This window comes from Mesorhizobium sp. M0195, assembly GCF_040322115.1.
GTDB lineage: Bacteria > Pseudomonadota > Alphaproteobacteria > Rhizobiales > Rhizobiaceae > Mesorhizobium.
The window spans coordinates 1-25,274 of the sequence record NZ_JAMYSV010000010.1; the positions used below are offsets into that span (position 1 = coordinate 1).

24 protein-coding genes, 1 pseudogene and 1 riboswitch are annotated in these 25,274 nt (G+C 62.8%); of the genes and pseudogenes, 17 read left to right on the forward strand and 8 right to left on the reverse strand.

Annotated features, from left to right (window positions below; genetic code table 11):
- From NKJ12_RS19515 to NKJ12_RS19535, 5 genes and pseudogenes are all read left to right on the forward strand, one after another.
- Positions 1-215, forward strand: a pseudogene (locus NKJ12_RS19515) (S-(hydroxymethyl)glutathione synthase); the annotation flags it as partial.
- 66 nt (positions 216-281) lie between these two features.
- Positions 282-749 carry a YaiI/YqxD family protein gene (locus NKJ12_RS19520; protein WP_254818384.1) on the forward strand — a complete coding sequence of 156 codons (468 nt, stop codon included), beginning with the start codon at positions 282-284 and terminating at the stop codon, positions 747-749.
- A 5-nt stretch (positions 750-754) separates the two neighbouring features.
- The gene (locus NKJ12_RS19525) at positions 755-1,432 is read left to right on the forward strand and encodes a DUF1345 domain-containing protein (RefSeq protein WP_352508735.1); all 678 of its coding nucleotides are present in this window, start codon (positions 755-757) and stop codon (positions 1,430-1,432) included.
- 104 nt (positions 1,433-1,536) lie between these two features.
- Positions 1,537-2,418: a cytochrome b/b6 domain-containing protein gene (locus tag NKJ12_RS19530; protein ID WP_352704441.1), complete on the forward strand. Its 882-nt coding sequence runs from the start codon at positions 1,537-1,539 to the stop codon at positions 2,416-2,418.
- A gap of 1 nt (position 2,419) precedes the next feature.
- Positions 2,420-3,229, forward strand: coding sequence for a molybdopterin-binding protein (locus NKJ12_RS19535; protein WP_352704443.1), 810 nt, complete (start codon positions 2,420-2,422; stop codon positions 3,227-3,229).
- A 28-nt stretch (positions 3,230-3,257) separates the two neighbouring features.
- Here NKJ12_RS19535 and NKJ12_RS19540 read toward each other — a convergent pair whose 3' ends face one another.
- Positions 3,258-3,869 carry a DUF3011 domain-containing protein gene (locus tag NKJ12_RS19540; protein ID WP_352704445.1) on the reverse strand — a complete coding sequence of 204 codons (612 nt, stop codon included), beginning with the start codon at positions 3,867-3,869 and terminating at the stop codon, positions 3,258-3,260.
- Positions 3,870-3,955: 86 nt separating this feature from the next.
- On the opposite strand from NKJ12_RS19540, the gene NKJ12_RS19545 reads away from it, so the two are divergent.
- From NKJ12_RS19545 to gcvP, 4 genes are all read left to right on the forward strand, one after another.
- Positions 3,956-4,783: a transporter substrate-binding domain-containing protein gene (locus tag NKJ12_RS19545; protein WP_352704447.1), complete on the forward strand. Its 828-nt coding sequence runs from the start codon at positions 3,956-3,958 to the stop codon at positions 4,781-4,783.
- A gap of 117 nt (positions 4,784-4,900) precedes the next feature.
- Positions 4,901-4,987, forward strand: a riboswitch (glycine riboswitch).
- 148 nt (positions 4,988-5,135) lie between these two features.
- Positions 5,136-6,254, forward strand: a complete 1,119-nt coding sequence (gene gcvT, locus NKJ12_RS19550) for a glycine cleavage system aminomethyltransferase GcvT (protein WP_352689967.1) — start codon at positions 5,136-5,138, stop codon at positions 6,252-6,254.
- Between the two features lie 5 nt (positions 6,255-6,259).
- Positions 6,260-6,628, forward strand: coding sequence for a glycine cleavage system protein GcvH (gene gcvH, locus NKJ12_RS19555; RefSeq protein WP_352508741.1), 369 nt, complete (start codon positions 6,260-6,262; stop codon positions 6,626-6,628).
- A 16-nt stretch (positions 6,629-6,644) separates the two neighbouring features.
- Entirely contained in the window at positions 6,645-9,455 is a 2,811-nt protein-coding gene (gene gcvP / locus NKJ12_RS19560; protein ID WP_352704449.1) for an aminomethyl-transferring glycine dehydrogenase, read from the forward strand.
- 72 nt (positions 9,456-9,527) lie between these two features.
- Here gcvP and NKJ12_RS19565 read toward each other — a convergent pair whose 3' ends face one another.
- Positions 9,528-10,697: a GGDEF domain-containing protein gene (locus NKJ12_RS19565; protein WP_352704451.1), complete on the reverse strand. Its 1,170-nt coding sequence runs from the start codon at positions 10,695-10,697 to the stop codon at positions 9,528-9,530.
- A gap of 266 nt (positions 10,698-10,963) precedes the next feature.
- Here NKJ12_RS19565 and parE point away from each other — a divergent pair, with 266 nt between their 5' ends.
- Positions 10,964-13,015, forward strand: coding sequence for a DNA topoisomerase IV subunit B (gene parE, locus NKJ12_RS19570; RefSeq protein WP_352704452.1), 2,052 nt, complete (start codon positions 10,964-10,966; stop codon positions 13,013-13,015).
- 168 nt (positions 13,016-13,183) lie between these two features.
- Here parE and NKJ12_RS19575 read toward each other — a convergent pair whose 3' ends face one another.
- Positions 13,184-14,305, reverse strand: a complete 1,122-nt coding sequence (locus NKJ12_RS19575) for a DUF2336 domain-containing protein (protein WP_352704454.1) — start codon at positions 14,303-14,305, stop codon at positions 13,184-13,186.
- A 152-nt stretch (positions 14,306-14,457) separates the two neighbouring features.
- Between NKJ12_RS19575 and NKJ12_RS19580 the strand changes: the two genes are divergently transcribed.
- Positions 14,458-14,910 carry a MaoC family dehydratase gene (locus NKJ12_RS19580; protein ID WP_352704456.1) on the forward strand — a complete coding sequence of 151 codons (453 nt, stop codon included), beginning with the start codon at positions 14,458-14,460 and terminating at the stop codon, positions 14,908-14,910.
- 2 nt (positions 14,911-14,912) lie between these two features.
- Positions 14,913-15,794, forward strand: a complete 882-nt coding sequence (locus NKJ12_RS19585; RefSeq protein WP_352704458.1) for an HpcH/HpaI aldolase/citrate lyase family protein — start codon at positions 14,913-14,915, stop codon at positions 15,792-15,794.
- Between the two features lie 18 nt (positions 15,795-15,812).
- Here NKJ12_RS19585 and NKJ12_RS19590 read toward each other — a convergent pair whose 3' ends face one another.
- Entirely contained in the window at positions 15,813-16,397 is a 585-nt protein-coding gene (locus NKJ12_RS19590; protein WP_254818370.1) for a nitroreductase family protein, read from the reverse strand.
- 156 nt (positions 16,398-16,553) lie between these two features.
- On the opposite strand from NKJ12_RS19590, the gene NKJ12_RS19595 reads away from it, so the two are divergent.
- Complete coding sequence (locus tag NKJ12_RS19595) at positions 16,554-17,519, forward strand: RgsD C-terminal domain-containing protein (protein ID WP_254818398.1); 966 nt, start codon at positions 16,554-16,556, stop codon at positions 17,517-17,519.
- 128 nt (positions 17,520-17,647) lie between these two features.
- On the opposite strand, the gene thrS is transcribed toward NKJ12_RS19595, so the two are convergent.
- The 3 genes from thrS to yidD all read right to left on the reverse strand — a co-directional run bounded on the left by thrS (position 17,648) and on the right by yidD (position 21,124).
- The gene (thrS, locus tag NKJ12_RS19600; RefSeq protein WP_352689965.1) at positions 17,648-19,621 is read right to left on the reverse strand and encodes a threonine--tRNA ligase; all 1,974 of its coding nucleotides are present in this window, start codon (positions 19,619-19,621) and stop codon (positions 17,648-17,650) included.
- 167 nt (positions 19,622-19,788) lie between these two features.
- Positions 19,789-20,604, reverse strand: a complete 816-nt coding sequence (gene blaOXA / locus NKJ12_RS19605) for a class D beta-lactamase (RefSeq protein WP_352689964.1) — start codon at positions 20,602-20,604, stop codon at positions 19,789-19,791.
- A gap of 145 nt (positions 20,605-20,749) precedes the next feature.
- Positions 20,750-21,124 carry a membrane protein insertion efficiency factor YidD gene (gene yidD, locus NKJ12_RS19610; protein ID WP_352689975.1) on the reverse strand — a complete coding sequence of 125 codons (375 nt, stop codon included), beginning with the start codon at positions 21,122-21,124 and terminating at the stop codon, positions 20,750-20,752.
- Positions 21,125-21,461: 337 nt separating this feature from the next.
- On the opposite strand from yidD, the gene NKJ12_RS19615 reads away from it, so the two are divergent.
- Entirely contained in the window at positions 21,462-22,376 is a 915-nt protein-coding gene (locus NKJ12_RS19615) for a LysR substrate-binding domain-containing protein (protein ID WP_352689963.1), read from the forward strand.
- Here the strand turns inward: NKJ12_RS19615 and NKJ12_RS19620 are convergent.
- Entirely contained in the window at positions 22,373-22,819 is a 447-nt protein-coding gene (locus NKJ12_RS19620; RefSeq protein ID WP_023678879.1) for an iron-sulfur cluster assembly scaffold protein, read from the reverse strand. The genes NKJ12_RS19615 and NKJ12_RS19620 overlap by 4 nt on opposite strands.
- 240 nt (positions 22,820-23,059) lie before the next feature.
- Here NKJ12_RS19620 and folE point away from each other — a divergent pair, with 240 nt between their 5' ends.
- From folE to NKJ12_RS19635, 3 genes are all read left to right on the forward strand, one after another.
- On the forward strand, positions 23,060-23,722 hold the full coding sequence (folE, locus tag NKJ12_RS19625) for a GTP cyclohydrolase I FolE (protein WP_352704460.1): 663 nt from the start codon (positions 23,060-23,062) through the stop codon (positions 23,720-23,722).
- A gap of 10 nt (positions 23,723-23,732) precedes the next feature.
- Positions 23,733-24,203 (forward strand): phosphoribosyl-AMP cyclohydrolase, encoded by a 471-nt coding sequence (gene hisI, locus NKJ12_RS19630; protein WP_352704462.1) that lies wholly within the window; start codon positions 23,733-23,735, stop codon positions 24,201-24,203.
- An 84-nt stretch (positions 24,204-24,287) separates the two neighbouring features.
- Positions 24,288-25,259, forward strand: a complete 972-nt coding sequence (locus tag NKJ12_RS19635) for a patatin family protein (protein WP_254818362.1) — start codon at positions 24,288-24,290, stop codon at positions 25,257-25,259.
- Positions 25,260-25,274: the final 15 nt, after the last annotated feature.

Sequence of the window (25,274 nt, forward strand, 5' to 3'; positions counted from 1 at the left end):
ATCCGGAACGCTTCCAGGAGGATGGCTGGTCGCCTCCGGGCTTCACCGCCTTTGTCTCGTCGATCATTGAATCCGGTGTCGATCCGAGCCGCATGGACGGCATAAGGTCACAGCTGAAGTCGATCGGGCTCGAACCTTATGATTGCCTCAATCCTGGCCTGATGGACTATATCGCCACCTGGACGGCCAAAAGATCCGGCGCGTTGCCGGCCTAGTAGCCGCTCGACCATCATCGATCGAGCCGGGCGACGCCGCCCGGCTCTTTCACATTTGGAACAACGATGCCCGCACCTGCTATTCTCGTCGACGCCGACGCTTGCCCGGTGAAGGCCGAGGTCGAAAAAGTCGCCGAGCGGCACGGCATCGTCGTCACCTTCGTCTCCAATGGCGGCTTGCGTCCGTCGCGCGATCCGATGATCCGCAATGTCGTCGTCTCCAAGGGCGCCGATGCCGCCGACGACTGGATCGTCGAAAATGCCCGGTCCAACGACATTGTGGTGACCGCCGATATCCCGCTTGCCGCGCGCGCGGTGGCGCTTGGCGCCCACGTACTTGGTCCGACCGGACGCCCGTTTACGCCCGAAACGATCGGCATGGCGGTGGCGATGCGCGACCTCAAGCAGCACCTGCGCGAAACCGGCGAGAGCAAGGGCTACAATTCGAGCTTCGCGCCGCAGGATCGCTCGCGGTTCCTAGGCGAGCTTGACCGCATCCTACGGCGAGCGCTGAAATCCGCGCCAGCGGACTGAAAACCATGGCGACCGGTACCACGACCAAGATGCCCATGCGACGCCACACGCTGTTCGCGGTGTCGGCCTGCATCGGCGTGGCAGCCTTTGGCGCAGCGCTGATCTGGCGTGCGCCGCTTGCCTATTCGATCGGCGCCAACGTGTTCTTTGCCGCCTATCTCGTTCTTGTCATCGCCCACATGCCACGGCTTACCGGCAGCTATCTGCGCAAGAATGCAGGCGACACGGACCTGCCGGTACTGGCGATCTTCGCGGTCACTCTGGTTGTGGTCGCTATTGCCATCATTTCGTTGTTTCAATTGATCAACAGGGAGAAGAGCGCGGACGCCGTCGAGCTTACGGTGGCGCTGCTGTCCATCCCGCTTGGCTGGTTGACCATCCATGCCATGGCCGCACTTCACTACGCGCATCTCTACTGGATGGACGGCGACGCGATGGATGGCGACACCAAAAAGAGGATTCCGGTCGGCGGCCTCGACTTCCCCGGAGGCAAACGGCCGGAAGGCTCGGATTTCCTCTATTTCGCCACGGTGATCGGAATGACGGCGCAAACCGCCGACACCAACATCACGACCTCGCAAATGCGCCGTGTCGTGCTTGTGCATTCGATCCTGTCGTTCTTCTTCAACACGGTCATCGTGGCAGCCGCGGTCAACCTCGCCGTCAGCCTTGGCAGTCCGTAATAAATCCGTGATCGGGTGAAACATCGCGTAGGCTGGCGACGTATTGGGAGGAGAAGAGATCTGACAGGCCATGTGGAACCGCTTGGCAGGGAGGCACGGAAGATATGGAATCAGTTGCCAGAGGCGAAGCCAGCACCGGAGCAGATAGCGCTGCTTCGACGGATGCGACACTGATCTATCGCCAGTCACGCTGGACGCGGCTGACGCATTGGCTATGGGCGACCGCGCTGTTCTTCATGCTGCTTTCCGGCCTGCAGATCTTCAACGCCCGCCCGCAGCTCTACATCGGCAAGGAGTCGGGCTTTGGCTACAACAACACCATCTTCGCCATCGGCGCCGAGAATACCGCGGCTGGCCCGCGCGGCTATACCGAAATCTTCGGCAAGCGCTTCGATACCACCGGCGTGCTCGGCTGGTCGGGTCCGGCCGGCCAGGAGACTTCCCGGGCTTTCCCGTCCTGGGCGACGATCCCTTCCTATTACGATCTCGGCACCGCGCGCGTCGTTCATTTCTTCTTTGCCTGGGTGCTGACCACCACGCTGCTGGTCTGGCTGGTCGCCAGCCTCATCAACGGCCATTTGCGCCGCGATCTTGCCCCGCGCCTCGATGACATCAGGCGGCTGCCGCAAGACATTGTCGACCACGCCAGGTTCAGGTTTCACCACAGGCGCGAATACAACACCTTGCAGAAGATGGCTTATGGCGGCGTGCTGTTCGTGCTGCTGCCGCTGATGATCATCACCGGCCTTGCCATGTCGCCGAGCATGGATTCGGTCCTGCCGTTCCTGAACGATTTGCTCGGCGGCCGACAGACGGCGCGCACCATTCATTTCACGGTGATGCTGCTGCTCGTCGCCTTCTTCATTATCCACATCCTGATGATCCTGGCCGCCGGTCCGATCAACGAGCTGCGCTCAATCATCACCGGCTGGTATCGAACCGACCCGCCGGCGCATGCCGACAATGCGCCAGAGAGGAGTGCCTGACATGGCGAAATTCGAGATCAGCCCCAAGCTACAGATAAGCCGAAGAAAGTTCCTGACCTCGGCCAGCCTCGGCCTTTCCGGCATCATGCTGTCGGGCTGCGACGCCTTCGACAGCCAGCTTGGCGTCGGCGACAGCCTGCGCAGCTTCCTCGAAAGCGCCAATGGCCTGACCTGGCGGGCGCAGCGACTGCTTGCCGGCGCTGATGCGCTGGCGCCGGAATTCACCGAGGCCGACATTCGCCAGCCGCAGCGGCCGAACGGCGTCACCACACCCGACGACGATTTCTACAAGGGCCTGCTCGCCAGCGATTTCGCCGACTGGCGGCTGGAGGTTTCCGGCCTTGTCGAAAAGCCGCTGTCGCTGACCCGCGAGCAGCTGATGAACATGCCGAGCCGCACCCAGATCACCCGCCACGACTGCGTCGAAGGCTGGAGCTGCATTGCCAAATGGACCGGCACGCCGCTGTCGCTGGTGCTCGACCAGGCCGTGGTCAAGCCGCAGGCGCGCTATGTCATGTTCCACTGCCTCGATACGATCGACCGCAGCCTTGCCGGCGATATCAAATATTACGGCTCGATCGACCTGATCGATGCCCGTCATCCGCAGACGATCCTTGCCTATGGCCTCAACGGCAAGCCGCTGCCGGTCGAGAACGGCGCGCCGCTGCGCGTCCGCGTCGAGCGCCAGCTCGGCTACAAGATGCCGAAATACCTCTACAAGATCGAGCTGGTCGACGGCTTCGCCAATATCGGCGGCGGCAGAGGCGGCTATTGGGAGGACAATGGCTACGATTGGTACGGCGGCATCTGACTGAAACTTGACCTCAGTTTCACCTAAACTAACTGTCGTCGTCGCTGTCGTCGCTGTCGTCGCCGTCGCTGCGCAGGGCCGGATTGAGGTCGGGATTATCGTCCGGGGTGACGAGCTTCCCCAGCCCGTGCGGTCCTTGGTAGTTGCCGTGGGTATCGAAGTTGGGATTGCCCTGATTGTCGAATTGCGGCGTCGGATCGATTGATTGGTCGTAACGGCGCGGGCGCGGCTTCGGATAGTAATTATCGGAATGATGGCGATGCGAATTGCTGTTGTCGAGAATGGCGCCTACCACGCCGCCGACGATAATGGCTGCGGCAACGTCGCCAGCAGAGGGATTGCGGTTGGGGCCGGCGACCGCGAATTCGGCCGAGCAACCATTGTCGACCCAGATGCCGCCGCCGTCATAGCCCCAGCTTCTACCGTATACGCAACGCGCCTTCGATAGACGGGAGGTCAACTGCACGCCACGTCGCGTATCGACCCCGCAATAGGAATAACGGTAATCGGCGCTGGAGCAGACCACGCGTTTTGCCCCCGCAGCCTGCGCTGCCGCCGGCATCAACGAAAGTTTCGCCGGGTTGCCCAGGATGCAACCCAGGAACATCATCGAACCGGTAACCGCCATCCGTGCCGACATCGCAACTCTCCATCAGGGTCCGCTATCGACAGAATGGCACCTCTGTGTAAGTCTGACAACCGGACGGGCTCAGTGAGGTTATATTAATGCGCGCTAAGATTATCGCCACTATTATACTTGCCCTTTCTGCATGGTTGGCTTTGTCGCTGCTGCCAGCCCGGGCGGACGACAGCCTCAAGCGCATCATCGATCAGAAGACACTGACGGTCGGCGTCGCGCTTAATCCGCCATGGATCCTCAAGAAGGCCGACGGAAAGTTCGCCGGCTATGATGTCGACCTGACCAGTGCGCTGGCGTCCGATCTCGGCGTCGACCTGAAGCTGGTCGAGGTGCCATGGAACGACCTCAAGACGCGATTGCTCAAGGGTGATTTCGACATGATCGCGGCGGGCTACGCCAGCACGCCGGAACGCGCACGCGAGGTGGTGTTCTCCGACCAGACCGGTACCGCCGATATCCGCATGGTGGCGACGATCGCCAGCCTTGGGAAAAGACCGGGCAAGGCACTGGCCGCGCCGGGCTACAAGATCGCCGTACTCTCCAACTCGACGGACGAAGCCGCCGCGAGGGAAGCATTCCCGAAAGCGGCCATCGTTTCATTCGACAATGCGGCCGATGTTGTCGCCGCCGTCATCAGCGGGCAAGCACAGGCGATGGTGGCGACATCGCCGACGCCGCAAATGGCCGCCAGGCTTTATGACGCCAGGCTCAAGCTGGTGGGCGGCCCGCTGTTGCGGACGCCGGAAGCGTTTGCCATGCGGCCGGACGATGTCCGCCTCATCCAATACGTCAACAACTGGATCGGCGCGCGCACCGCCGACGGCACCATAGGCGGCGTTCGCCGCTACTGGTTCGGCAGCTTCAAATGGATGTCGCGCTTCGAGACAGCCAAGCCCGAGCCCCCAAAACAATAGGGTCGCGACCTGTTCGCGACGAGGCAGCGAAGACTTGCCAGTAAAAATGTCGCTGGCAGGTGACAAGGTGTCGTCCACGGGCTATGGATGACGAGTCGAGGGCTCCTGACCGAGTCCTACCTGTTTGCGGGAGAGAGCAGCGAGAGCTGCCGCCGAAGGGGAAATCGCCCGAAATCTCTCAGGCAAAAGAACCGTAGACGGGAAAGACACTCTGGAAAGTCGGGGCTTGCCCCCGCGCCGAAGGTGTAAGCGCTGCCGACAGAGTTACGGGGCGCGAGTCTCTCAGGCTTCAGACAGAGGGGCACGGACTGGTCGCCATTCGCGGCCGCTTGCGTGCGACTCTGGAGATGACATGACGGGCGACGACACCAAACACCTCCCCCTCGAAGATCTGCATGTGGCAGGCGGTGCGCGCTTTGGCGCCTTCGCCGGCTGGTCGATGCCGCTGACCTATCCGGCCGGTGTGATGAAAGAGCATCTGCACAGCCGCGAGCATGCCGGCCTGTTCGACATCTCGCACATGAAGCTGTTCGAAATCAGCGGTTCGGGGGCAGCAGCGCTTCTGAACCGCGCCTGCCCGTTCGATGCCGGCGCGCTTGAGGTTTCCCTGTCCAAATATACGTTCTTCCTCAACGAGGCCGCCGGCATTCTGGACGATCTGATCGTCACCAGGCTTGGCGCCGAGCGCTTCATGATGGTCGCCAATGCCGGCAATGCCGCCGCCGACGAAAAGCATCTGCGCGCATTGGCCAAAAATTTCGAAGCAGAGGGCGATTTCGACGTGAAGGTGGACGCACTCGACCGCGTCTTCCTTGCCATCCAGGGCCCCGAAGCATGGGCTGCCCTTTCCCGCGCCGGCATCGAGACGGGTTCGCTGGTGTTCATGCACGGTATCGAGCCGCGCGAAAAATGGTTCATGAGCCGGTCCGGCTATACCGGCGAAGACGGCTTCGAGATCGGCCTGCCGGAAGCGGATGCAAGAAACCTCGTCGCCAGGCTGCTCGAGGACGAGCGGGTGATGTGGGTCGGCCTTGCCGCCCGCGACAGCCTGCGGCTTGAAGCCGGACTGTGCCTGCACGGGCTGGACATCACGCCGGAGATCGATCCGGCCAGCGCCGGGCTGATGTGGGCCATCCCCAAGGAGGTTCGCGCCTCGGGCGCCTTCATCGGCGCCGATGCGCTGCGTGCCATCCTGGAGCGTGGTCCAGCGCAAAAACGCGTCGGCCTGAAGCCGGAAGGCCGCCAGCCGGTGCGCGCCGGTGCTGCCCTTTTCGATGCCGACGGCAACCCTGCCGGCCATGTCACCTCTGGCGGCTTCGGCCCCTCGGCCGGTCATCCGGTCGCCATGGGCTACGTCCAGACGCCGCTTGCCAAATCCGGCGCAAAACTGTTCGCCGATGTCCGCGGGACGAAAATCCCGGTCGACATCCACCCCTTGCCCTTCACGCCCCATCGCTACCGCAAAGGATGATTTCAATGGCAAAGACCTATTTCACCGAAGATCACGAATGGCTTCGCGTCGAGGGCGGCGTCGCCACGGTCGGCATCACCGACTACGCACAGCAGCAGCTCGGCGACCTCGTCTTTGTCGAGCTGCCGGAATTGGGCAGAAAGCTAGCCAAGGGCGACACCGCCGTGGTGGTCGAATCGGTCAAGGCCGCATCGGATGTCTACGCGCCGGTCGACGGCGAGATCACCGAGGCCAATACCGCGCTGTCGGCCGATCCTTCGCTCGTCAATTCGGCGGCAACCGGCGACGGCTGGCTGTGGAAGATGAAGCTGGCCAATGAGAGCCAGCTCGATGGGCTCCTCGATGAAGCCGCTTACAAAGCCCATATTGGTTGATAGCAGGACCAGGAAGATGACCGCAGCACCCTACCCCTTCTCGGCTCGCCATATCGGCCCGGGCCTCCATGACGTCAGAGCCATGCTGGCGACGATCGGCGTCCCTTCGGTCGAGACCCTGATCAGTCAGGCAGTGCCGAAGTCGATCCGGCTCGACCGGCCGCTGGCCCTGCCCGCCCCCGCAAGCGAAGCGGAAGCGCTGGCCGAGCTCGCGGCGACGATGGCAAAGAACACGGTGCTGAAGAGCTTTATCGGTGCCGGCTATCATGGCGTCCATGTGCCGCCGGTGATCCAGCGCAACCTGTTCGAGAACCCGGCCTGGTATACCGCCTACACGCCTTACCAGGCCGAGATCAGCCAGGGCCGGCTGGAAATGCTGTTCAACTTCCAGACGCTGGTGACAGAATTGACCGGCCTGCCGGTGGCATCGGCCTCGCTGCTCGACGAGGCGACGGCGGTGGCCGAAGCGGTCGGCATTGCGCTGCGCCATCATCGCGACAAGCGCACCAAGGTGGCACTGGCCGGCACGCCGCACCCGCAGACGCTGGACGTCGTGCGCACCCGCGCCGAGCCCCTCGGCATCGAGGTGGACGGCGAGGTGATCGACGACAACACCGCCGCCCTGCTGGTCTCCTGGCCCGATACATTCGGCGTCTACGGCAATCACAAGGCAGCGATCGACAAGGCCCGTGCCGCCGGCGCGCTGGTCGTCTTCATCGCCGACCCGCTTGGCTTGACGCTGACCGATGCGCCGGCCAGGCTTGGCGCCGACATCGCCGTCGGCCCGATGCAGCGTTTTGGCGTGCCGATGGGCTTTGGCGGGCCGCACGCCGCCTATTGCGCCGTCTCCGACAGGCTGACGCGGCTGATGCCCGGCCGGCTTGTTGGCCAGTCGACGGATAGCAAGGGCCGTCCCGGTTATCGCCTGGCTTTGCAGACACGCGAACAGCATATCCGCCGCGACAAGGCGACCTCCAACATCTGCACCGCACAGGCGTTGCTCGCCAATATGGCGACGGCCTACGCGATCTGGCATGGCCCTGCCGGGCTGCAGGCGATTGCCGGCCGCGTCCACACGCTGGCCAACTGCCTGGCCGTCGGCCTCAAGGCAGCGGGCGTTTCGGTGATCGGCGAAAGCCGCTTCGACACGGTGACTGCGGAAGTGAAGGGCAGAGCCGGCGCGATTGCCGCCGCCGCAGAAAAGACGGGCCGCCTGCTGCGCGTCATCGACGCCGACCATGTCGGCATCAGCTTCGACGAGACCTCCACCGAAGCCGATCTGGAGGCGATCGCAGCACTTTTCGGCGCTAAGGCCGGCGTTGCCGCCGGCAGTTCCACGCCCGGAAAACCGCGCGGCAAGGAGTTCCTCACCCAGCCCGTCTTCCGCGAAAACCACTCGGAAACCGACATGATGCGCTTCCTGCGCCGGCTGGCCGACAAGGACCTGGCGCTTGACCGCGCCATGATCCCGCTCGGCTCCTGCACCATGAAGCTCAACGCCGCCGCCGAAATGATGCCGGTGAGCTGGCCTGATGTCGCCAACCTGCATCCCTTCGCCCCGGCAAACCATTCGATAGGCTATCGCGCCATGATCGACGAGCTGGAAGGCTGGCTGGCGGAGATCACCGGCTTCGACGCGGTGACCCTGCAGCCCAATGCTGGCAGCCAGGGCGAATATGCCGGGCTGCTCGCCATTCGCCGCTATCATCTGTCACGCGGCGAAGGCCATCGCACCGTCTGCCTGATCCCCTCCTCGGCGCATGGCACCAATCCGGCAAGTGCGGCCATGGCCGGCATGAGCGTCGTCGTCGTGCGCTGCACCGAGGACGGCAATATCGACATGGACGACCTGCAGGCCAAGGCGGCCGAGCATGCGCATAATCTCGCGGCGCTGATGTTCACCTATCCTTCGACGCATGGCGTCTTCGAGGAAGGGGCGCGCGACCTCTGCGCCCTCGTCCACAGCCATGGCGGCCAGGTCTATTTCGACGGCGCCAACCTCAACGCACTGGTCGGCCTCGCCCGTCCCGGCGATATCGGCGCCGATGTCTGCCACATGAACCTGCACAAGACCTTCTGCATCCCGCATGGCGGCGGCGGCCCCGGCGTCGGCCCGATCGGCGTCAAAGCACATCTGAAGCCGCATCTGCCCGGCCACGTCACCGAAGGCTCGGTCCATGCCGTGGCGGCAGCACCGTTCGGCAGCGCCTCGATCCTGCCGATCACCTGGATGTATATTCGCATGATGGGCGCTTCCGGCCTGAAGCAGGCAACCGAGACGGCGATCATCTCCGCCAACTATGTGGCGACGCGGCTTGGCGAGCATTTCCCCCTGCTTTACAAGGGGCGCAACGGACGCGTCGCGCATGAATGCATCCTCGACACCCGCGTGCTCAAGGACAGCGCCGGCATCAGCGTCGACGATATCGCCAAGCGGCTGATCGACTATGGCTTCCACGCGCCGACCATGTCGTTCCCGGTCGCTGGCACGCTGATGGTGGAGCCGACCGAATCCGAGCCCAAGCGCGAGTTGGATCGTTTCTGCGAGGCCATGATCGCCATAGCCGGCGAGGCAGCCAAGGTGGCGAAGGGCGAATGGCCGTTGGCCGACAATCCTCTGGTCAACGCTCCGCACACCGCCGCCGAGGCACTGGCCGGCCAATGGACCCATCCCTATTCGCGTCTGGAGGCGGCCTACCCCGCCGGCGATGCCGATACGGCAGCAAAGTACTGGCCGCCGGTGTCACGCATCGACAATGTCGCCGGCGACCGCAACCTGGTCTGCTCCTGCCCGCCGCTGTCGGAATATCTGGGTGCGGCGGAATAGATCATGATTCCGAAAAGTGGAATCCGGTTTTCCGACAAGATCATGGGTCTAACAAGAAGATAGAAACCCCAATCAGGCAGAACGCAAGGCCGGCCCGTCGGCCTTGCTCGCCCGGTCCCGAACGACGACGCGATTTCGCCCGGCGCGCTTGGCCGCATAGAGTGCTGCGTCGGCTTCGGCCAGCACATCGTCGAGACCGGTGCCGTTTGTTCCGCCAAAGCCGATGCCGCCGCTGACTGTGCTTCGCAACGGACCAAGTTGTGTGGCCACGACTTCCGTGCCGAAGGCGACGCTGATCTTGCTCGCAATGTCATAGGCCTTCTCTTCCGGCATCCGCGACATGACGAGCACGAACTCCTCGCCGCCCAACCGGAACGCGTCGACGCCGGTCCTGGCGTATTTCCTGATGACGGCGGCAAAGCGGCGCAGAACCTGGTCGCCGACCGGATGACCGAAAACGTCGTTCGTCCTCTTGAAATGGTCGAGGTCGAACATGGCGACGGACATGAACGGGCCGAAGACCCGCTCGCCGTAGAGTGCCGTCAACGCCCGCCGGTTCATCAGCCCGGTCAATGGATCGGTCATCGTCTCGGCCTTCAATTCGATCTGCGCCTGCAAATGGTGCAGGGAGAGCGTCAATGCGCCGAGCCCGGTCATGCAGGCGACGGCTACGACGGAATTCACCCGCTCGGCCCAATTGTCGGGCGCAACACCCAGCACCCATTGCCCCTTGACCAGCAGGACCGCGCCGCAAAGTCCAAACGACAGCGCACAGACGCCGCTCAGGAACGAGACGACCAGCAATATCCGGCGATCGTGACCACCCTCAATCCAGAACATCGCCCCGATGAGCGAGAGCAGCGCCGTTACCGTCGCGTAGGTGACAATAAAGCCGACACCATCAAACCCGAGATACGTCGCGCCCGCGCAAACAGCCATCGCAACCAAGGTCGGCAAGATGGCGCGCCTGTAATCGCCTACGCCGAGATATTGCATGGCCGACAGGCAGATAATCAGGAAACCGAGGCTGAGAGGCGCAAGCACGATCTGGCAAAGCCAGAGGCTTGGATCCCTGGTGTAATGCCAGAACAACACCACATGTGCGACGAGCACGAGAATGCCACACGCCACCGTCAGCACAAAGCGTGCCTGTGGCGCGCTGAACCAGATGGCGAACATGGTGATGCTGAGGCACGTGCCCGACAGCGCCGCCGCGAGCAGGAGCGAACTGTAATCCAACATGCTTAAGCGACAGCCTCTTGAGGGTTCCGCTGCATTCTAGGTCAGCGACAGTCCGCAAATACCGCTTTTTAGCCAATCTTCCGGCGTAACCTTCGGACAGGGTTTACAAAACGTCGATGCTCCAACTTCGTTTCCGCCGCTTGGCTGTCGAATGGTTTTGCAGTAAGAGGCTCTATCCTCGAACGTAACAGGAACCTCCGTCGCCTGCCCGCGAAAAGCGTGGCAGTATCGGGTGGTGATTCGCAGCATCGGAATCCAGGACCGGCATGGACGACAACAACGATCTTTTCGCCAAATTGGACAAGCAGCCGCAGCCGGCTCGCGCCGCCACGCGCCCGGCCGATCCGCTGGTGCAGGCGGCGAAGCGGCCGGCGCCCCGCGACGCCAGCGAGAGTTACAGTGCCGCCGACATCGAGGTGCTGGAGGGGCTGGAGCCGGTGCGCCGCCGCCCGGGCATGTACATTGGCGGCACCGACGACAAGGCGATGCACCATCTGTTCGCCGAGGTCATCGACAACTCGATGGACGAGGCGGTCGCCGGCCATGCGACCTTCATCGATGTCGAGCTTTCCGCCGACGGATACCTGTCAGTCACCGACAACGGCCGCGGCATTCCGGTCGATCCGCACCCGAAATTCAAGAAGCCGGCGCTCGAACTCATCATGACGACGCTGCATTCAGGCGGCAAGTTCGACAGTAAGGTTTACGAGACGTCCGGCGGCCTGCACGGTGTCGGCGTTTCCGTCGTCAACGCGCTGTCCGACCATCTCGAGGTCGAGGTCGCGATTGGGCGCAAGCTCTATCGCCAGCGCTTCTCACGAGGCGTTCCGGTGACCGGCCTTGAGCAGCTCGGCGACGTGCATAACCGGCGCGGCACGAAGATCCGCTTCCATCCAGACGAGCAGATTTTCGGCAAGGGTGCTGCTTTCGAGCCGGCGCGGCTCTACCGCATGGCGCGGTCAAAGGCCTATCTGTTCGGCGGCGTCGAAATCCGCTGGACCTGCGATCCCTCGCTGATCAAGGAAAAGGACACGACGCCGGCCAAGGCAGAATTCCATTTTCCGGGCGGCCTCAAGGACTATCTGAAAGCCTCGCTCGGCGACGAATTCCAGGTGACCCGTGAAATGTTCGCCGGCAAGAGCGAGAAGCAGGGCGGTCACGGCTCGCTCGAATGGGCCGTGACCTGGTTCGGCGGCGACGGTTTTATCAATTCCTATTGCAACACCATTCCGACCGCCGAAGGCGGCACGCATGAGGCCGGCTTCCGCAACGTGCTGACGCGCGGCTTGCGCGCCTACGCCGATCTGGTCGGCAACAAGCGCGCCTCGATCGTCACTTCCGAGGATGTGATGATCTCGGCGGCGGGCATGCTGTCGGTGTTCATCCGCGAACCGGAATTCGTCGGCCAGACCAAGGACAGGCTGGCGACGATCGAGGCGATCCGCATCGTCGAAACCGCCATCCGCGACCCGTTCGACCACTGGCTGGCGGACAATCCGCAGGAGGCCTCGAAACTGCTCGAATGGGTGATCGCGCGCGCCGACGAACGGGTGCGCCGCCGCCAGGAAAAGGAAGTGTCGCGCAAGAGTGCGGTGCGCAAGCTGCGCCTGCCCGGCAAGCTCGCCGACTGCACGCAGAATGCCGCCGCCGGCGCCGAGCTCTTTATCGTCGAGGGCGATTCGGCCGGCGGTTCGGCAAAGCAGGCGCGCGACCGCGCCAGCCAGGCGGTGCTGCCGCTGCGCGGCAAGATCCTCAACGTCGCCAGTGCCGGCAGCGACAAGCTTGCCGGCAACCAGCAGATATCCGACCTGATCCAGGCCTTGGGCTGCGGCACGCGCTCGAAATACCGCGACGAGGACCTGCGTTACGACCGGGTCATCATCATGACCGATGCCGATGTCGACGGCGCCCATATCGCCTCGCTGCTGATCACCTTTTTCTACCAGGAGATGCCAAACCTGGTCCGCGGCGGCCATCTCTACCTGGCGGTCCCGCCGCTTTATTCGATCCGCCAAGGCGGCAAGGTCGGCTATGCCCGCAACGACGCGCATAAGGACGAACTCCTGCGCACCGAATTCACCGGGCGCGGCAAGGTCGAGATCGGCCGCTTCAAGGGGCTGGGCGAAATGATGGCCGCCCAGCTCAAGGAAACCACCATGGACCCGAGAAAGCGCACGCTGCTCAGGGTCGATGTGATCGAGGCCGAGGCGGCCACCAAGGATGCTGTCGACGCACTGATGGGCACCAAGCCCGAGGCCCGTTTCCGCTTCATCCAGGAACGCGCGGAATTCGCCGAGACGGAAGTGCTGGATATCTGAGCGTCTTCTGCCAGGTGAGCCACAGACGGCGGTTGTTGCGATCCGGATATTTTCGCGAAGGACGAGGCCTGGAACGGTTCAGCGTTCACGGAAACGCCGAACCGCTCTTTCCTTTGTTTTAAAGCAATTCCGGACGGAAAACCGTTTCACAGTTTTCCTGGAATTGCTTTAGGCAGCCGCGATCGCCAGCGCGTGCTCGCGCGCGTTCTCGCGCAACGCGTCGAGATGGATCGACTTGACCAGCCCGGCAAGATCGCCCTCGGCGGACTGCCCGCCCAATTCCTTCAGCATCAGCCAGCTGACTTCCTGCACGCCGGCGAGGCGTTTGCCATTGGCGACCTCGCGCCAGACCTTCAGCGCGCGCAGGATGATTGCGTGGGTGGCGGCGGCAAGCCCGGCGCTGCGGAACAGTGCCTGCAGCGCCACGTCATGGCCGCCGGCCAGCAGTGCTCTCACCCGTTGTTCGGATTGCTGGCTGAGCGCGACCAGGGCCGAACCAAAGAAGTCGACCTTGCCGTGCGCGATGGTGCGGATGACGAAGCTTGCGGTCAGGTCACCGCGCAGACGCAGATGTTCGACAAGCGCTGTATGTTCCTCGGCACGCGTGCCTTCGATCAATGTCACGGAAGCTTTGACGCAGGCATCGCGAGTGACCCGCTCGGCTCTTGCGGCGCCCATCAGCGCCAGCACCAGCGGCGAGCCCTTGAGCGTCTCGCCCACTTTGACCAGCAGCAAATGCCGACAATCGGCGGGCAGGCGCGCATCGGCAATCAGCGCCTCGCGTACCAGAGGCAGATGGCCGTGCCGCTCGGCCATGCGCCGAAAGCTGATCGATGCGATGTCGGCGCCGCTGTTGGCGAGCAGCGTGGTGCAGGCCTCCGGCTCGCCGATCTCGGCGATCGCCGCCGCAACCGACATCGACACCCGCGGCCGGTCGGCGATCACCTTCTGCGTCGCTTTCTGGCCGCCGGCAACCCGATCAATCAGGTCGGCATCAGTAAGCAGTGGCGACCGCGCCAGCACCAGGGCTGCGACTTCCGGCTGGTCCGAGGCCAGCGCGCTGACGATCTGCGGCGGCGCATGATGGCTCATGGAAAGCGCGTCGGCGATCGCCAGTCGCACCTTCGACGATGCGTCATCGAGCAGCAATGTCAGTGCCGCCTCCGCAGCGCAGCGGTCCTCGAAAGGCAGGTCCGAATCGACATATGCGCGAGCAAGTGCGCTTGCCGCTGCAACGCGCTCCGACACCTTCGCCGTGTGGATCCATTTCAGGAAATGCGAAACGACCATGTCGCCTGCTTACGCCCTTTGCCAGAACGCTTCTGGCCCCTGTCGCGACCGTAGGCACAAATGGTTTACGAACGGTTCACCATGTTCGTTAACTGGCTTGCGAGCCCGGTATGCAACGCCTATCACCCCTTAAGCAGCAGAGGAGATCGACCATGGCCGGGCTTTATCTTGAGGAGTTCGCTGTCGGCCATGTGTTCAAGCACGCGCTGCGCAAGACCGTGACCGAAAGCGACAATATGCTGTTTTCGGTGATGACGCTGAACCCGCAGCCGCTGCACATCGATTTCGATTTCGCCGCCAAGAGCGAATGGGGCAAGCCGCTGGTCAATTCGCTGTTCACGCTGGGCCTGATGATCGGCATCTCGGTCAACGACATCACCGTCGGCACCACCATCGCCAATCTCGGCATGAAGGAGACGGTGTTTCCGCACCCCGTCTTCCACGGCGACACCATTCGCGTCGAGACCACGGTGGTTTCGGTGCGCGATTCCAGGTCCAAACCGGACCGCGGTATCGTCGAGTTCGAGCATCGCGCCTATAACCAGAACGACGTGCTGGTTGCCAAATGCACGAGGCAGACGATGATGATGAAAAAGGCGGTGTGAAGATGCGTTCACTGCTCTTCGTTCCCGGCGATTCAGAAAAGAAGCTGGAGAAGGGCTTTGGCGTGGGCGCCGACGTGGTCATCGTCGACCTCGAGGATTCGATTGCCCCGCAGAACAAGGGGCTGGCTCGCGACACAGCGGCGCGTTTCATCGCCGGGCACAGGCACCAAACCAGCTCCGCGATCTATGTGCGCGTCAACGATCTTTCGACCGGACTGACCGACGACGATCTGGCAGCGCTCGTGCCGGCAAAACCAGACGGCATCATGCTGCCTAAGTCGAACAGCGGACTGGATGTCCAGCATCTCTCGGCCAAGCTCAGGGTGCACGAAGCTGAAAGCGGCCGGCCGGATGGAGCTATAAAGATCCTGCCGATCATCACAGAAACGGCCGCAGGCGTCTTGGCCGCAGCGACCTACGCCCGTGCAAGCGCGCGGCTTGTCGGCGTCACCTGGGGGGCCGAAGATTTGTCGGCGGCGATCGGCGCGCGCGCGACACGCGACGCGAATGGCCGCTACACGGATGTGTTCCGCCTCGCCCGCACCATGACCATGCTTGCCGCAAGTGCCGCGGAAGTCGCGGCAATCGACACCGTCTTTCCGGACTTTCGCGACATGGCGGGCTTCGAGGCCGAATGCGCCGAGGCCGAGCGCGACGGTTTCACCGGCAAGATGGCGATCCATCCGGCGCAGGTGCCGGTCATCAACGCCGCCTTCACGCCTTCGGCGCAAGCGGTGACAAGCGCCCTGGCGATCGTCGAGGCCTTTAAGGCGGCGGGAAACCCCGGCGTCGTCGGAATCGACGGCAAGATGTACGACCGTCCGCATCTAAAACTGGCCGAGCGGCTCCTGGCGCGGGCCAGGGTAGCTGGGCTTGGCGCTTAGGTCTGTTTCGCGCCGAAATTATCCCACCCACGGCCCCGAATAATCGGCATAGAGCTTTGCCGGATCGGGCCGTGGCCGCTCCGGTGCCGGCCCCTGGTAGGAGCCGATATGGACGAAGCCTACGACCCGCTCATGTGGCGCCAGGCCGAGGATCGCCCTGCCCTCGGGCACGTCGGAATACCAGTTGCTGATCATGTTGGTGCCGTAGCCCAGCGCATTGGCGGCGAGCATCAGGTTCATCGCGGCCATGCCGCCGGACAGGAACATCTCCCATTGCGGGATCTTTGGATTTTCCCTGGGGATCGAGATCACGCCGATAACCAGCGGCGCCCGCGAAAAGCGCGCCAATTCCTGGTTGCGACGGCCTTCCGGCAGCGGTCCTTCGCGCTGCTCGGCAAGTGCCGCCAGCTTCTTGCCGATCTCGACGCGAGCTTCGCCGCGATAGAGGACGAAACGCCAGGGCTCCAGCCGGCCGTGGTCCGGCACCCGCGAGGCGGCGGCGATCATCGTCGCGATCTCCGTATCGCCCGGTGCCGGCTCTTTCAAATCTGGGATCGGCGCGGAATTTCGGGTCAGCAGAAAATCGATGATCGGCGACGCCATGGGCGCAAGTCTCCTGGAATTTGAGCTGAAGCGCACCATCGGGACATCGGGCGGCTTGGGCATTGGCGCAGCGCGCCGGACAAAGAGCCCTGTAGCAGAAGCCGACCGGACTCTTAAGCCTTGAAATTGCCACCGCCTTGGGCTTCAACGCAAGGCATGTTTGAGGGGACATTGCGTCTTTTCCTGATATGGCTCGCTGCCGCACTGTTGATGGTGCCGGTTTCGCTCGCCGTCGCCCAGGATGTGGACGGCCTCGGCGAACTGAAACTTCCCGGAATTTCGGGCTATGCGCCTCCGAAAAGCGAGACATCGCTGGTGTTGGGGAGCAGCGGGGCAATCACGCTGTCGGCGCAATTGACAGACAAGGGCGCCGACATCACGCGCGGCATCGTCTGGCGCGTCTTCAAGCCCGAATCGGCCAGCGACGGCAAGTTGCCGATGGTCGCCTCCGCTCATGGCGGTACCGCCGTATTCCAGCTCGAGCCGGGTTCCTATCTGGTCCACGCCTCCTACGGGCGGGCCGGCGCCACCAAGCGCATCACCGTGGGCAAGGAAGCCAAGCGCGAGAGCCTCGTGCTCGATGCCGGCGGCCTCAAGCTCGATGCCGTGCTGTCCGGTGGGGTGCGCATACCGCCGAAGAAGCTGCGCTTCTCGATCTATGAGAGCCACGCCGCGGCCGACGGCGATCGCGCCCTGATCATACCCGATGTCGAGCCGAACAGCGTCGTGCGGCTCAATGCCGGCACCTACCACGTTGTTTCGACCTATGGCGCTGTGAACGCGGTCATCCGCTCCGACATCCGCGTCGAGGCCGGCAAGCTGACTGAAGCGACCGTCGAGCACCGTGCGGCCGAGATGACCATGAAGCTGGTGCGCGAACCGGGCGGCGAGGCGATCGCCGACACCTCCTGGTCGCTGCTGAACGAATCCGGCGATCCGATCAAGGAAACCGTCGGTGCCTTTGCCTCGATGGTGCTGGCCGAGGGCGACTACACCATCATCGCCAAGAACCGCGACCGCATCTACCAGAAGGATTTTACGGTGGTGGCTGGGCACAACCAGGACATCGAGGTTCTGGCCACAGAGGCTTCGGCCATCGATTCCGAGGAAGGCGCCGACTAAGCCCTGCCTCTCTAAGCTGCCTTGCGCATGCGTCGCGCCAACCGGATAGCCGGATAGGCGCGCGGCGTGACAGGCATATGAAAATGGCGGTGGATCGCTCCACCGGCATTCATTGCAGGTCGGCTGGTTCAGGCCGCGCGGCGCTTGCGGTCGGGTGTCACCGCCTCGTCGGCAAGCAGCTTCACGGCAGCTGCGAGACCAAGCGATTCCTGGTCGCGCGAACCGAGACGGCGGATATTGACCGTTTCTTCCTCGGCCTCGCGCTTGCCACAGACGAGGATGACCGGGACCTTGGCCAGCGAATGCTCCCGGACCTTGTAGTTGATCTTCTCGTTGCGCAGGTCGGCTTCGGCAATCAGCCCGGCCGCCTTCAGCTGCGCAACGACCTTTTGGGCGTAATCGTCGGCATCGGAAGTGATCGTCGCCACCACCACCTGCAGCGGTGCGAACCAGAGCGGGAAATGGCCCGAATAATTCTCGATCAGGATGCCTAGAAACCGCTCCATGGAACCGCAGATGGCACGATGCACCATCACCGGCTGCTTCTTTTCCGAATCGGAGCCGATGTAGAAGGCGCCAAAACGCTCCGGCAGGTTGAAGTCGACCTGTGTGGTGCCGCACTGCCATTCGCGGCCGATGGCGTCCTTCAGCACATATTCGAACTTCGGCCCGTAGAACGTGCCCTCACCCGGATTGACGCCCGTCTTGATCCGGTTGCCCGACCGCGCCGCGATCTTGTCGAGCACGTCCTGCAGCACGCCCTCAGCATGATCCCACATCGCGTCGGTGCCGACCCGTTTTTCGGGGCGGGTCGCCAGCTTGACGGTGATTTCGTCGAAGCCGAAATCCGCATAGGTCGAGAGGATCAGATCGTTGATCTTGATGCACTCGTCGGCGAGCTGTTCCTCGGTGCAGAAGATGTGGGCATCGTCCTGGGTAAAGCCGCGCACGCGCATCAACCCGTGCAGCGCGCCGGACGGCTCATAGCGATGCACATTGCCGAATTCCGCAAGTTTTACCGGCAGATCGCGGTAGGACTTCAGCCCGTGCTTGAAGATTTGGACGTGGCCGGGGCAGTTCATCGGCTTCAGCGCAAACACCCGGTCGTCGTCGGTGTCGTCGCCAGCAACCGTCACCTTGAACATGTTGTCCCGGTACCAGCCCCAGTGCCCGGACGTCTCCCACAGGCTCTTGTCGAGCACCTGCGGCGCGTTGACTTCCTGATAGCCCTGCTCGTCGAGGCGGCGACGCATGTAATTGGCCAGGTTCTGGAACATCCTCCAGCCTTTGGCGTGCCAGAACACGACGCCCGGCCCCTCCTCCTGGAAATGGAACAGGTCCATCTCACGGCCGAGCTTCCTGTGGTCGCGCTTCTCGGCCTCCTCCAGCATCGTCTGGTAGGCTTCGAGCTGCGCCTGGTCGGCCCAGGCCGTGCCGTAGATGCGCGTCAGCATCGGGTTGTTCGAATCGCCGCGCCAATAGGCGCCGGCGACCTTCATCAGCTTGAAGGCGCTGCCGATCTGGCCGGTCGAGGCCATATGCGGGCCGCGGCAAAGGTCTAACCAGTCGCCCTGCGCATAGATCTTGAGATCCTGATCCTCGGGAATGGCGTCGATCAGCTCCAGTTTGTAGCGCTCGCCCTTGTCGGCAAAGATCCTTTTCGCCTTTTCACGCGACCATACCTCTTTGGTGAACGGCTTGTTGCGCGCAATGATCTCGCGCATTTTCTTCTCGATCACCGGGAAATCGTCGGGCGTGAACGGCTCGTTGCGAGCAAAATCGTAGTAGAATCCGTTTTCGATCACCGGCCCGATAGTCACCTGCGTACCCGGCCAAAGTTCCTGCACGGCCTCGGCCAGCACATGGGCTGCATCGTGACGGATGAGCTCCAGCGCGCGCGGGTCCTCGCGAGTGATGATCTCGACCTTGCCCGGCTTGCCGATCGGGTCGGAAAGATCGCGCAGCGTGCCGTCGATCGAATAGGCAACGGCCTTCTTGGCCAGCGACTTCGAGATCGATTCCGCCAGGTCGGCGCCGGTCATCGCCGCGTCGTAGTCGCGGACGGAGCCATCGGGAAATGTCAGGGAAACGGAATTCAGCATAAGATTCTCCTATCCAGTCCCGCAAACGAGCGCGGGTGGTGAAATGCATGTCGCCCAAAACTGCCTAGCGGTTTTGGGGCTACGACATGCATCAGTAAGAGCCGGATGCGTCCGGCGGCGAGCGGTCTTTTATGGACAGTTTTCGGCGCCGTAAAGCCGGATATAGGTCACCTGACGAGATTCGGCAGCTCGTTCAGGAACATCGCCCGCGTCTTGGGTCCCTTGGGCGTGTCGGAACGTTCCGTATCGATTACCAGGCGGGCAAAGACGATCTTGCGAGCATCGGTCTGCGCCCAGCCGACAAACCAGCCAAGCGAGCGCTTGTCGGCGCTGTCGCCGAGCCTGGTCGTTCCAGTCTTGCCCTGCACCGTCCAATCGCCCGCTCGAAACGTCGGTATGATCGCACCGGTCATGGCGTGGGCCTTGTTCGAAACCGGCAGTTTTCGCGCCAGCAGCCTGCGCAGGAAATCGACCTGCTCGACGGGCGATATCTCGAGCGAAGAATTCACCCAGGAATGGGTGAGTCCATCATTCTTGCCGGGAGTTCCGGAAACGTCCGTGTTGCCATACTCGAATTTCGACACATAGCCGGCAAATTGTTTGCTGCCGAGCCGGCGCGTAATCTCGCGTGAGAACCATATGACCGAATCCCTTTCCCAGATCGTCGGGTCGACGGTCTTGCGGTCCCGTTTCGGCGCATTGAACTCTGCCTTGTACTCCCAGCTTGGCGTGTGCTCGTCGCTCAGGATTCCAGCATCGTAGCCGATCAGCGCCAGCGGAACCTTGAACGTGGAGGCGGGGCTGACGCGCTGATCGCAGGTCCCTTCGCGATACAGCGTCTCGCCGCCTGCGGCGTCGACGATCAGCGTGCATTCGACGTCCCCGAGCGGCGCCGATTGCGCACGGATCGGAAAACCCAACAGCCACGCCAGGACATAGAGAACCACGGCGAAAACGAAGGGAAGACGATCTATCCGGCGCATTTGGCAATCTCTCCTGAAGGGTGTCAGGAGCGGCTTAGCCAGACGTCTTGTCTCGATTTTGTCTTAAATGCGCTATGTCCGCGCAAGCTGCGGTTAACCCTACCAGATCGTAAAAGCGGTCCGGTTGTGCACCGAACAGTTGCGGTCAACTGTCCAGGTCGCCACGTTTTTTCCCGATCCGCCAGTACCGCCATGGCGTGAACCAACGGTAACGATCAGCCAGGATCTCCGGTACGCGGTCGATGCCGTGCGTTCCGAACGGTCCGCAGCGCAGCACCCGGAAAAACCCCATCCAGCCACCGGCCCACAGCCCGTGGCGGGCGATCGCTTCGTGCGCGTATTCGGAACAGGTCGGCAAATGCCGGCAGGAATTGCCGACAAAGCCAGACAGCGTCAGCTGGTAGAGTCGGACAAGCGCGGTACCGAAGAGGCGGCCCGGCGTCTTGCGCCACGGGCCGGGCCAGTTGCGTCCTTGTCGAATCGGCCTGGCACCGCGCGCATGCCGATATTGGCCAACCACCGCAGTCTCCACATCACGTTTTTCAACACGATAGATGTGCGCATCGGGCCAGAAACGCAATGGCGTTTCGGCAATCCCGTCATGGCCTGGCACGGCGAGTCGGGTAGCGGTCGGGCGTCGGCTTCCGGCATACGGCGACGCTGGTCGGCGGCCTCTCCTCGCACCAATCCCTATGGGTTTCTCGTCATGCCATTGAAACGTCGCGATCCGTACGACATCGCCCAGAACGTTGAGAAACTGGATCATGGCAGCACTCCTTGAGCGCCGATTAGAGCGCCGCTGGCCTTGCCCTTCAAACGAGTATAACGTCCACGTCAGATAACTCTGAGTTATGCGAATGAAGCGCGGACACCTCCCCCTGACGGCTCTCAGAAGCTTCGAAGCAGCCGGTCGTCACCTGAGCTTCAGCCGTGCGGCCGCGGAGCTTTACGTCTCGCAGGCAGCGATCAGCCGCCAGATCCGCGAGCTCGAAGCCTTCCTGCGCCAACCTCTGTTCTTCCGCCATCATCGCCGCGTCGAGTTGACCGACACCGGCCGGCGGCTGCTCGACCAGTTGGTCAGAAGTTTCGAGGGCATCGACAGGCTGCTTTCGGAGTTGACGGCGGCCCAGACGCAGTCCGTGGTCCGTGTCAGCGTCGAGCCATCGCTTGCATCCGTATGGCTGGTCCCGCGGCTCAACCGCTTTCGCGAGTTGCGACCCGATATCGACGTTTCCCTTGAGGTCGACCCGAGGTTGATAGAGTTTCGCAGCGATCAGCCCGAACTTGCCCTGCGCTTCAGTGCGCACGCCACCTCATGGCCACGCAGCGAAGCCGAACAGCTTGCCGCGGTCGTCGATTCACCAGTCCTGTCGCCGGCGCTTCTTGCATCCGGGCCAGCTCTGGAAAAACCGATCGACCTTGGTCGCTACGCATTGCTGCACGAAGAAAACCGTCAGGCTTGGGCGCGCTGGTTCGAAGCGGCTGGCGTGACGGCTGAGGCCGTGCCTGCGCGCGGCCCGATGCTGGCGGATGCTTCGCTTTCGAAGCAGGCAGCTTTGCTTGGACATGGTGTCGCGCTGGGCGATCTTCTGCAGATCGGCGAAGAACTTGCGTCCGGCGCGCTGATCAAGCCTTTCGACATCGACGTCGCGTCCGGCGCCTATTGGCTGGTGGCCAGAAGGCTGAATGACCTTTCAGAGCCGGCCAGGGCTTTTGCCGACTGGGTCCGGGCGGAATTCGCCGAAAGCCGGCGTTTCCTTGCCGAGATCTAGGCCGCCTCCTCGGCCCGCTTCTTCTCAATCTGACCGATGGCGTCGACCACTGCGTCGAAGGTCAGCATGGTCGAGGCGTGGCGCGCCTTATAGTCGCGCACCGGTTCCAGATATTTCAGGTCGGCGAAGCGGCCTTCGGGCGGCGGACCATTTTCCTTCAGCATCTTCAGCATCGTCTCGCGCACGCTGCGCAATTCTTCGGCGCTGGCGCCGACGACATGCTGCGCCATGATCGAAGAGGACGCCTGGCCAAGCGCACAGGCCTTCACGTCATGCGCGAAATCGCTGACGACCCCATCATCCATCTTCAGATCGACGGTCACCGTCGAGCCGCACAGCTTGGAATGTGCTCGTGCGGTTGCGTCGGGCCGGTCGAGCCGGCCGATCCGTGCGATGTTTCCGGCAAAACCCAGAATTTTCGCATTGTAGACATCGTCGATCATATTTTTCCAATCCGTCGCCGCCCAGCGAACAGTCATTGCCGCTCTGGCGTCTTCCTTTCGCTCGGCACGAACATATATAATGGCGGTAGTCGGGTATCGACAAGGCGACCACAAACCTCGTCGTGCCCAATTCTGTTCACGCCACTTACGGGCTGGAAACCGGGCGAGTTTCTGACACCCGAAAGGTCGTGGTCCGTTCAACTCGTTCCTCCTGAGAGAGGAACTACGGGAGACGCCTTTATGGACGCCGTTATCAAGAAACTCATGCCGCGGTCCGCCTATATGGAAAAGCCGGTCACCGACCGGCCGAGCGAGGCCGAAGTCGAAGCCGCTGTGCGCATCTTGCTGCGCTGGACCGGCGACAACCCTGACCGCGAGGGCCTGATCGACACGCCGAAGCGCGTCACCAAGGCATTCCGCGAAATGTTCAACGGTTATGATATGTGCCCAGCCGAGGAACTTGGCCGCACCTTCGAGGAAGTCGCCGGCTATGACGACCTCGTCCTCGTCAAGGACATATCCTTCCACTCGCATTGCGAGCATCACATGGTGCCGATCATCGGCAAGGCGCATGTCGGCTATCTGCCTGACGGCAAGGTTGTCGGCCTGTCCAAGATCGCCCGCGTCGTCGACATCTTCGCCCATCGCCTGCAGACCCAGGAAGCGATGACGGCGCAGATTGCCGGCGTCATCCAGGACGTGCTCAATCCGCGCGGCGTCGCCGTCATGCTCGAGGCCGAGCATATGTGCATGGCCATGCGCGGTATCCGCAAACAGGGCTCCACCACGCTGACCTCGACCTTCACCGGCGCCTTCAAGGATACACCCGAAGAGCAGGTCCGCTTCGTCACCATGGTGCGCGGCGGCGGAACTGATCAGATCCGCCCCACCTTCGTTAAATAAGGACCGGCGAATGTCGGCATTGGAATTCCCGAAAGCTCCCTCAGACAAGAAGGCGCTTGAGGAAGGCACGGTCCTTTCGCCGCGCTTCGATGCCGGCGGCCTCGTCACCGCCGTCGTCACCGATGCCGAAGACGGCATGCTGCTGATGGTCGCGCATATGAATGCCGAGGCGCTGGCGCTGACGCTCGAGACCGGCATCGCGCACTACTGGTCGCGTTCGCGCAACGAGCTGTGGAAGAAGGGCGAAACCTCGGGCAATGTCCAGCAGGTCGTCGAGATGCTCACGGATTGTGACCAGGACGCGATATGGTTGCGCGTCAAAGTGCTGGGTCATGAAGCAACTTGTCACACCGGCCGACGTTCATGCTTTTATCGGACGGTGGGGCTGAGCGATGGCAAAGGGACGCTTGCCAGCGACGGCAGCAAGCCGCTGTTCGATGCGGAAAAAACCTATCGAAAGCCCAATACACCATCAATATGAACCATTCGCAGCACTTCAGCCACGTGTATTCATGATTTCGATACGGCCCGCCTGTAGGATGACCGTGGGACAAGGGAGATTGTGATGCTCGAGTGGGCGTCATTGCGCAACAGACCTGACGTTCGAGAGGCGAATGGCCTCTCCTCGGCCGCGGGCGCATCCGAAACCAAATCTCCGGGCAAAACAGCGATTTCGCTGGCATTGGGCGGCGGCTGTGCGCGCGGCTGGGCGCATATCGGCGTGCTGCGCGCGCTTGACGAAGCCGGCATCGAAGTGTCGATGATCGCCGGCACCTCGATCGGCGCGCTGGTCGGCGGCTGCTATGTTGCCGGCAAGCTCGACGAGTTGGAAGAATTCGCCCGCAGCCTGACCAGGCGGCGCATTTTTGGCCTTCTCGACCTCAATCTACGCGGCAGCGGCCTGTTCGGTGGCATGAAGCTCGATGCGCGGCTGCGCGAGCACATAGCCGGCATCCGCTTCGAGGACCTGCCAAAACCGTTCGTCTGCGTCGCTTCGGAAATCCGCACCGGCCATGAGATATGGCTGTCGAGCGGCTCGTTGAGCACCGCCATGCGCGCCTCCTACGCGCTGCCCGGCGTGTTCGAGCCGGTCGCCTGCAACGGGCGTGTGCTGGTTGACGGCGCCCTGGTCAATCCGGTGCCGGTCTCGGTTTGCCGTGCCTACGAGCAGCCGCTCGTGGTCGCGGTGAACCTTCACTACGATCTGTTCGGCCGCGCCGCGGTGATCAAGCACAGCGCCGGCGAGCTGGTCATCGAGAAAGACGCGCCGCGGGCCGGCCACGCCGATCCCGAACGCCAGTCGCGCGAGACGCGGCTCGGCATCACCGGCGTCATGGTAGAGGCCTTCAACATCATCCAGGACCGCATTTCGCGCGCCAGGCTGGCCGGCGACCCGCCGGACATATCGCTGCAGCCGAAGCTCAGCCATATTGGCCTGACCGAATTCCACCGCGCCGACGAAGCAATCCGTATCGGCTACCAGGCAACGATGGCCCAGATCGGCGATCTGACCCGGCTGCAGACCGTCCTCGCTTAGGCAGAGCGGACAGCG

Coding starts and splice junctions, on each gene's coding strand:
- NKJ12_RS19520 (WP_254818384.1), top strand. CDS start 282: ATGCCCGCACCTGCTATTCTCGTCGACGCCGACGCTTGCCCGGTGAAG.
- NKJ12_RS19525 (WP_352508735.1), top strand. CDS start 755: ATGGCGACCGGTACCACGACCAAGATGCCCATGCGACGCCACACGCTG.
- NKJ12_RS19530 (WP_352704441.1), top strand. CDS start 1,537: ATGGAATCAGTTGCCAGAGGCGAAGCCAGCACCGGAGCAGATAGCGCT.
- NKJ12_RS19535 (WP_352704443.1), top strand. CDS start 2,420: ATGGCGAAATTCGAGATCAGCCCCAAGCTACAGATAAGCCGAAGAAAG.
- NKJ12_RS19540 (WP_352704445.1), bottom strand. CDS start 3,869: ATGTCGGCACGGATGGCGGTTACCGGTTCGATGATGTTCCTGGGTTGC.
- NKJ12_RS19545 (WP_352704447.1), top strand. CDS start 3,956: ATGCGCGCTAAGATTATCGCCACTATTATACTTGCCCTTTCTGCATGG.
- gcvT (WP_352689967.1), top strand. CDS start 5,136: ATGACGGGCGACGACACCAAACACCTCCCCCTCGAAGATCTGCATGTG.
- gcvH (WP_352508741.1), top strand. CDS start 6,260: ATGGCAAAGACCTATTTCACCGAAGATCACGAATGGCTTCGCGTCGAG.
- gcvP (WP_352704449.1), top strand. CDS start 6,645: ATGACCGCAGCACCCTACCCCTTCTCGGCTCGCCATATCGGCCCGGGC.
- NKJ12_RS19565 (WP_352704451.1), bottom strand. CDS start 10,697: ATGTTGGATTACAGTTCGCTCCTGCTCGCGGCGGCGCTGTCGGGCACG.
- parE (WP_352704452.1), top strand. CDS start 10,964: ATGGACGACAACAACGATCTTTTCGCCAAATTGGACAAGCAGCCGCAG.
- NKJ12_RS19575 (WP_352704454.1), bottom strand. CDS start 14,305: ATGGTCGTTTCGCATTTCCTGAAATGGATCCACACGGCGAAGGTGTCG.
- NKJ12_RS19580 (WP_352704456.1), top strand. CDS start 14,458: ATGGCCGGGCTTTATCTTGAGGAGTTCGCTGTCGGCCATGTGTTCAAG.
- NKJ12_RS19585 (WP_352704458.1), top strand. CDS start 14,913: ATGCGTTCACTGCTCTTCGTTCCCGGCGATTCAGAAAAGAAGCTGGAG.
- NKJ12_RS19590 (WP_254818370.1), bottom strand. CDS start 16,397: ATGGCGTCGCCGATCATCGATTTTCTGCTGACCCGAAATTCCGCGCCG.
- NKJ12_RS19595 (WP_254818398.1), top strand. CDS start 16,554: ATGTTTGAGGGGACATTGCGTCTTTTCCTGATATGGCTCGCTGCCGCA.
- thrS (WP_352689965.1), bottom strand. CDS start 19,621: ATGCTGAATTCCGTTTCCCTGACATTTCCCGATGGCTCCGTCCGCGAC.
- blaOXA (WP_352689964.1), bottom strand. CDS start 20,604: ATGCGCCGGATAGATCGTCTTCCCTTCGTTTTCGCCGTGGTTCTCTAT.
- NKJ12_RS19615 (WP_352689963.1), top strand. CDS start 21,462: ATGAAGCGCGGACACCTCCCCCTGACGGCTCTCAGAAGCTTCGAAGCA.
- NKJ12_RS19620 (WP_023678879.1), bottom strand. CDS start 22,819: ATGATCGACGATGTCTACAATGCGAAAATTCTGGGTTTTGCCGGAAAC.
- folE (WP_352704460.1), top strand. CDS start 23,060: ATGGACGCCGTTATCAAGAAACTCATGCCGCGGTCCGCCTATATGGAA.
- hisI (WP_352704462.1), top strand. CDS start 23,733: ATGTCGGCATTGGAATTCCCGAAAGCTCCCTCAGACAAGAAGGCGCTT.
- NKJ12_RS19635 (WP_254818362.1), top strand. CDS start 24,288: ATGCTCGAGTGGGCGTCATTGCGCAACAGACCTGACGTTCGAGAGGCG.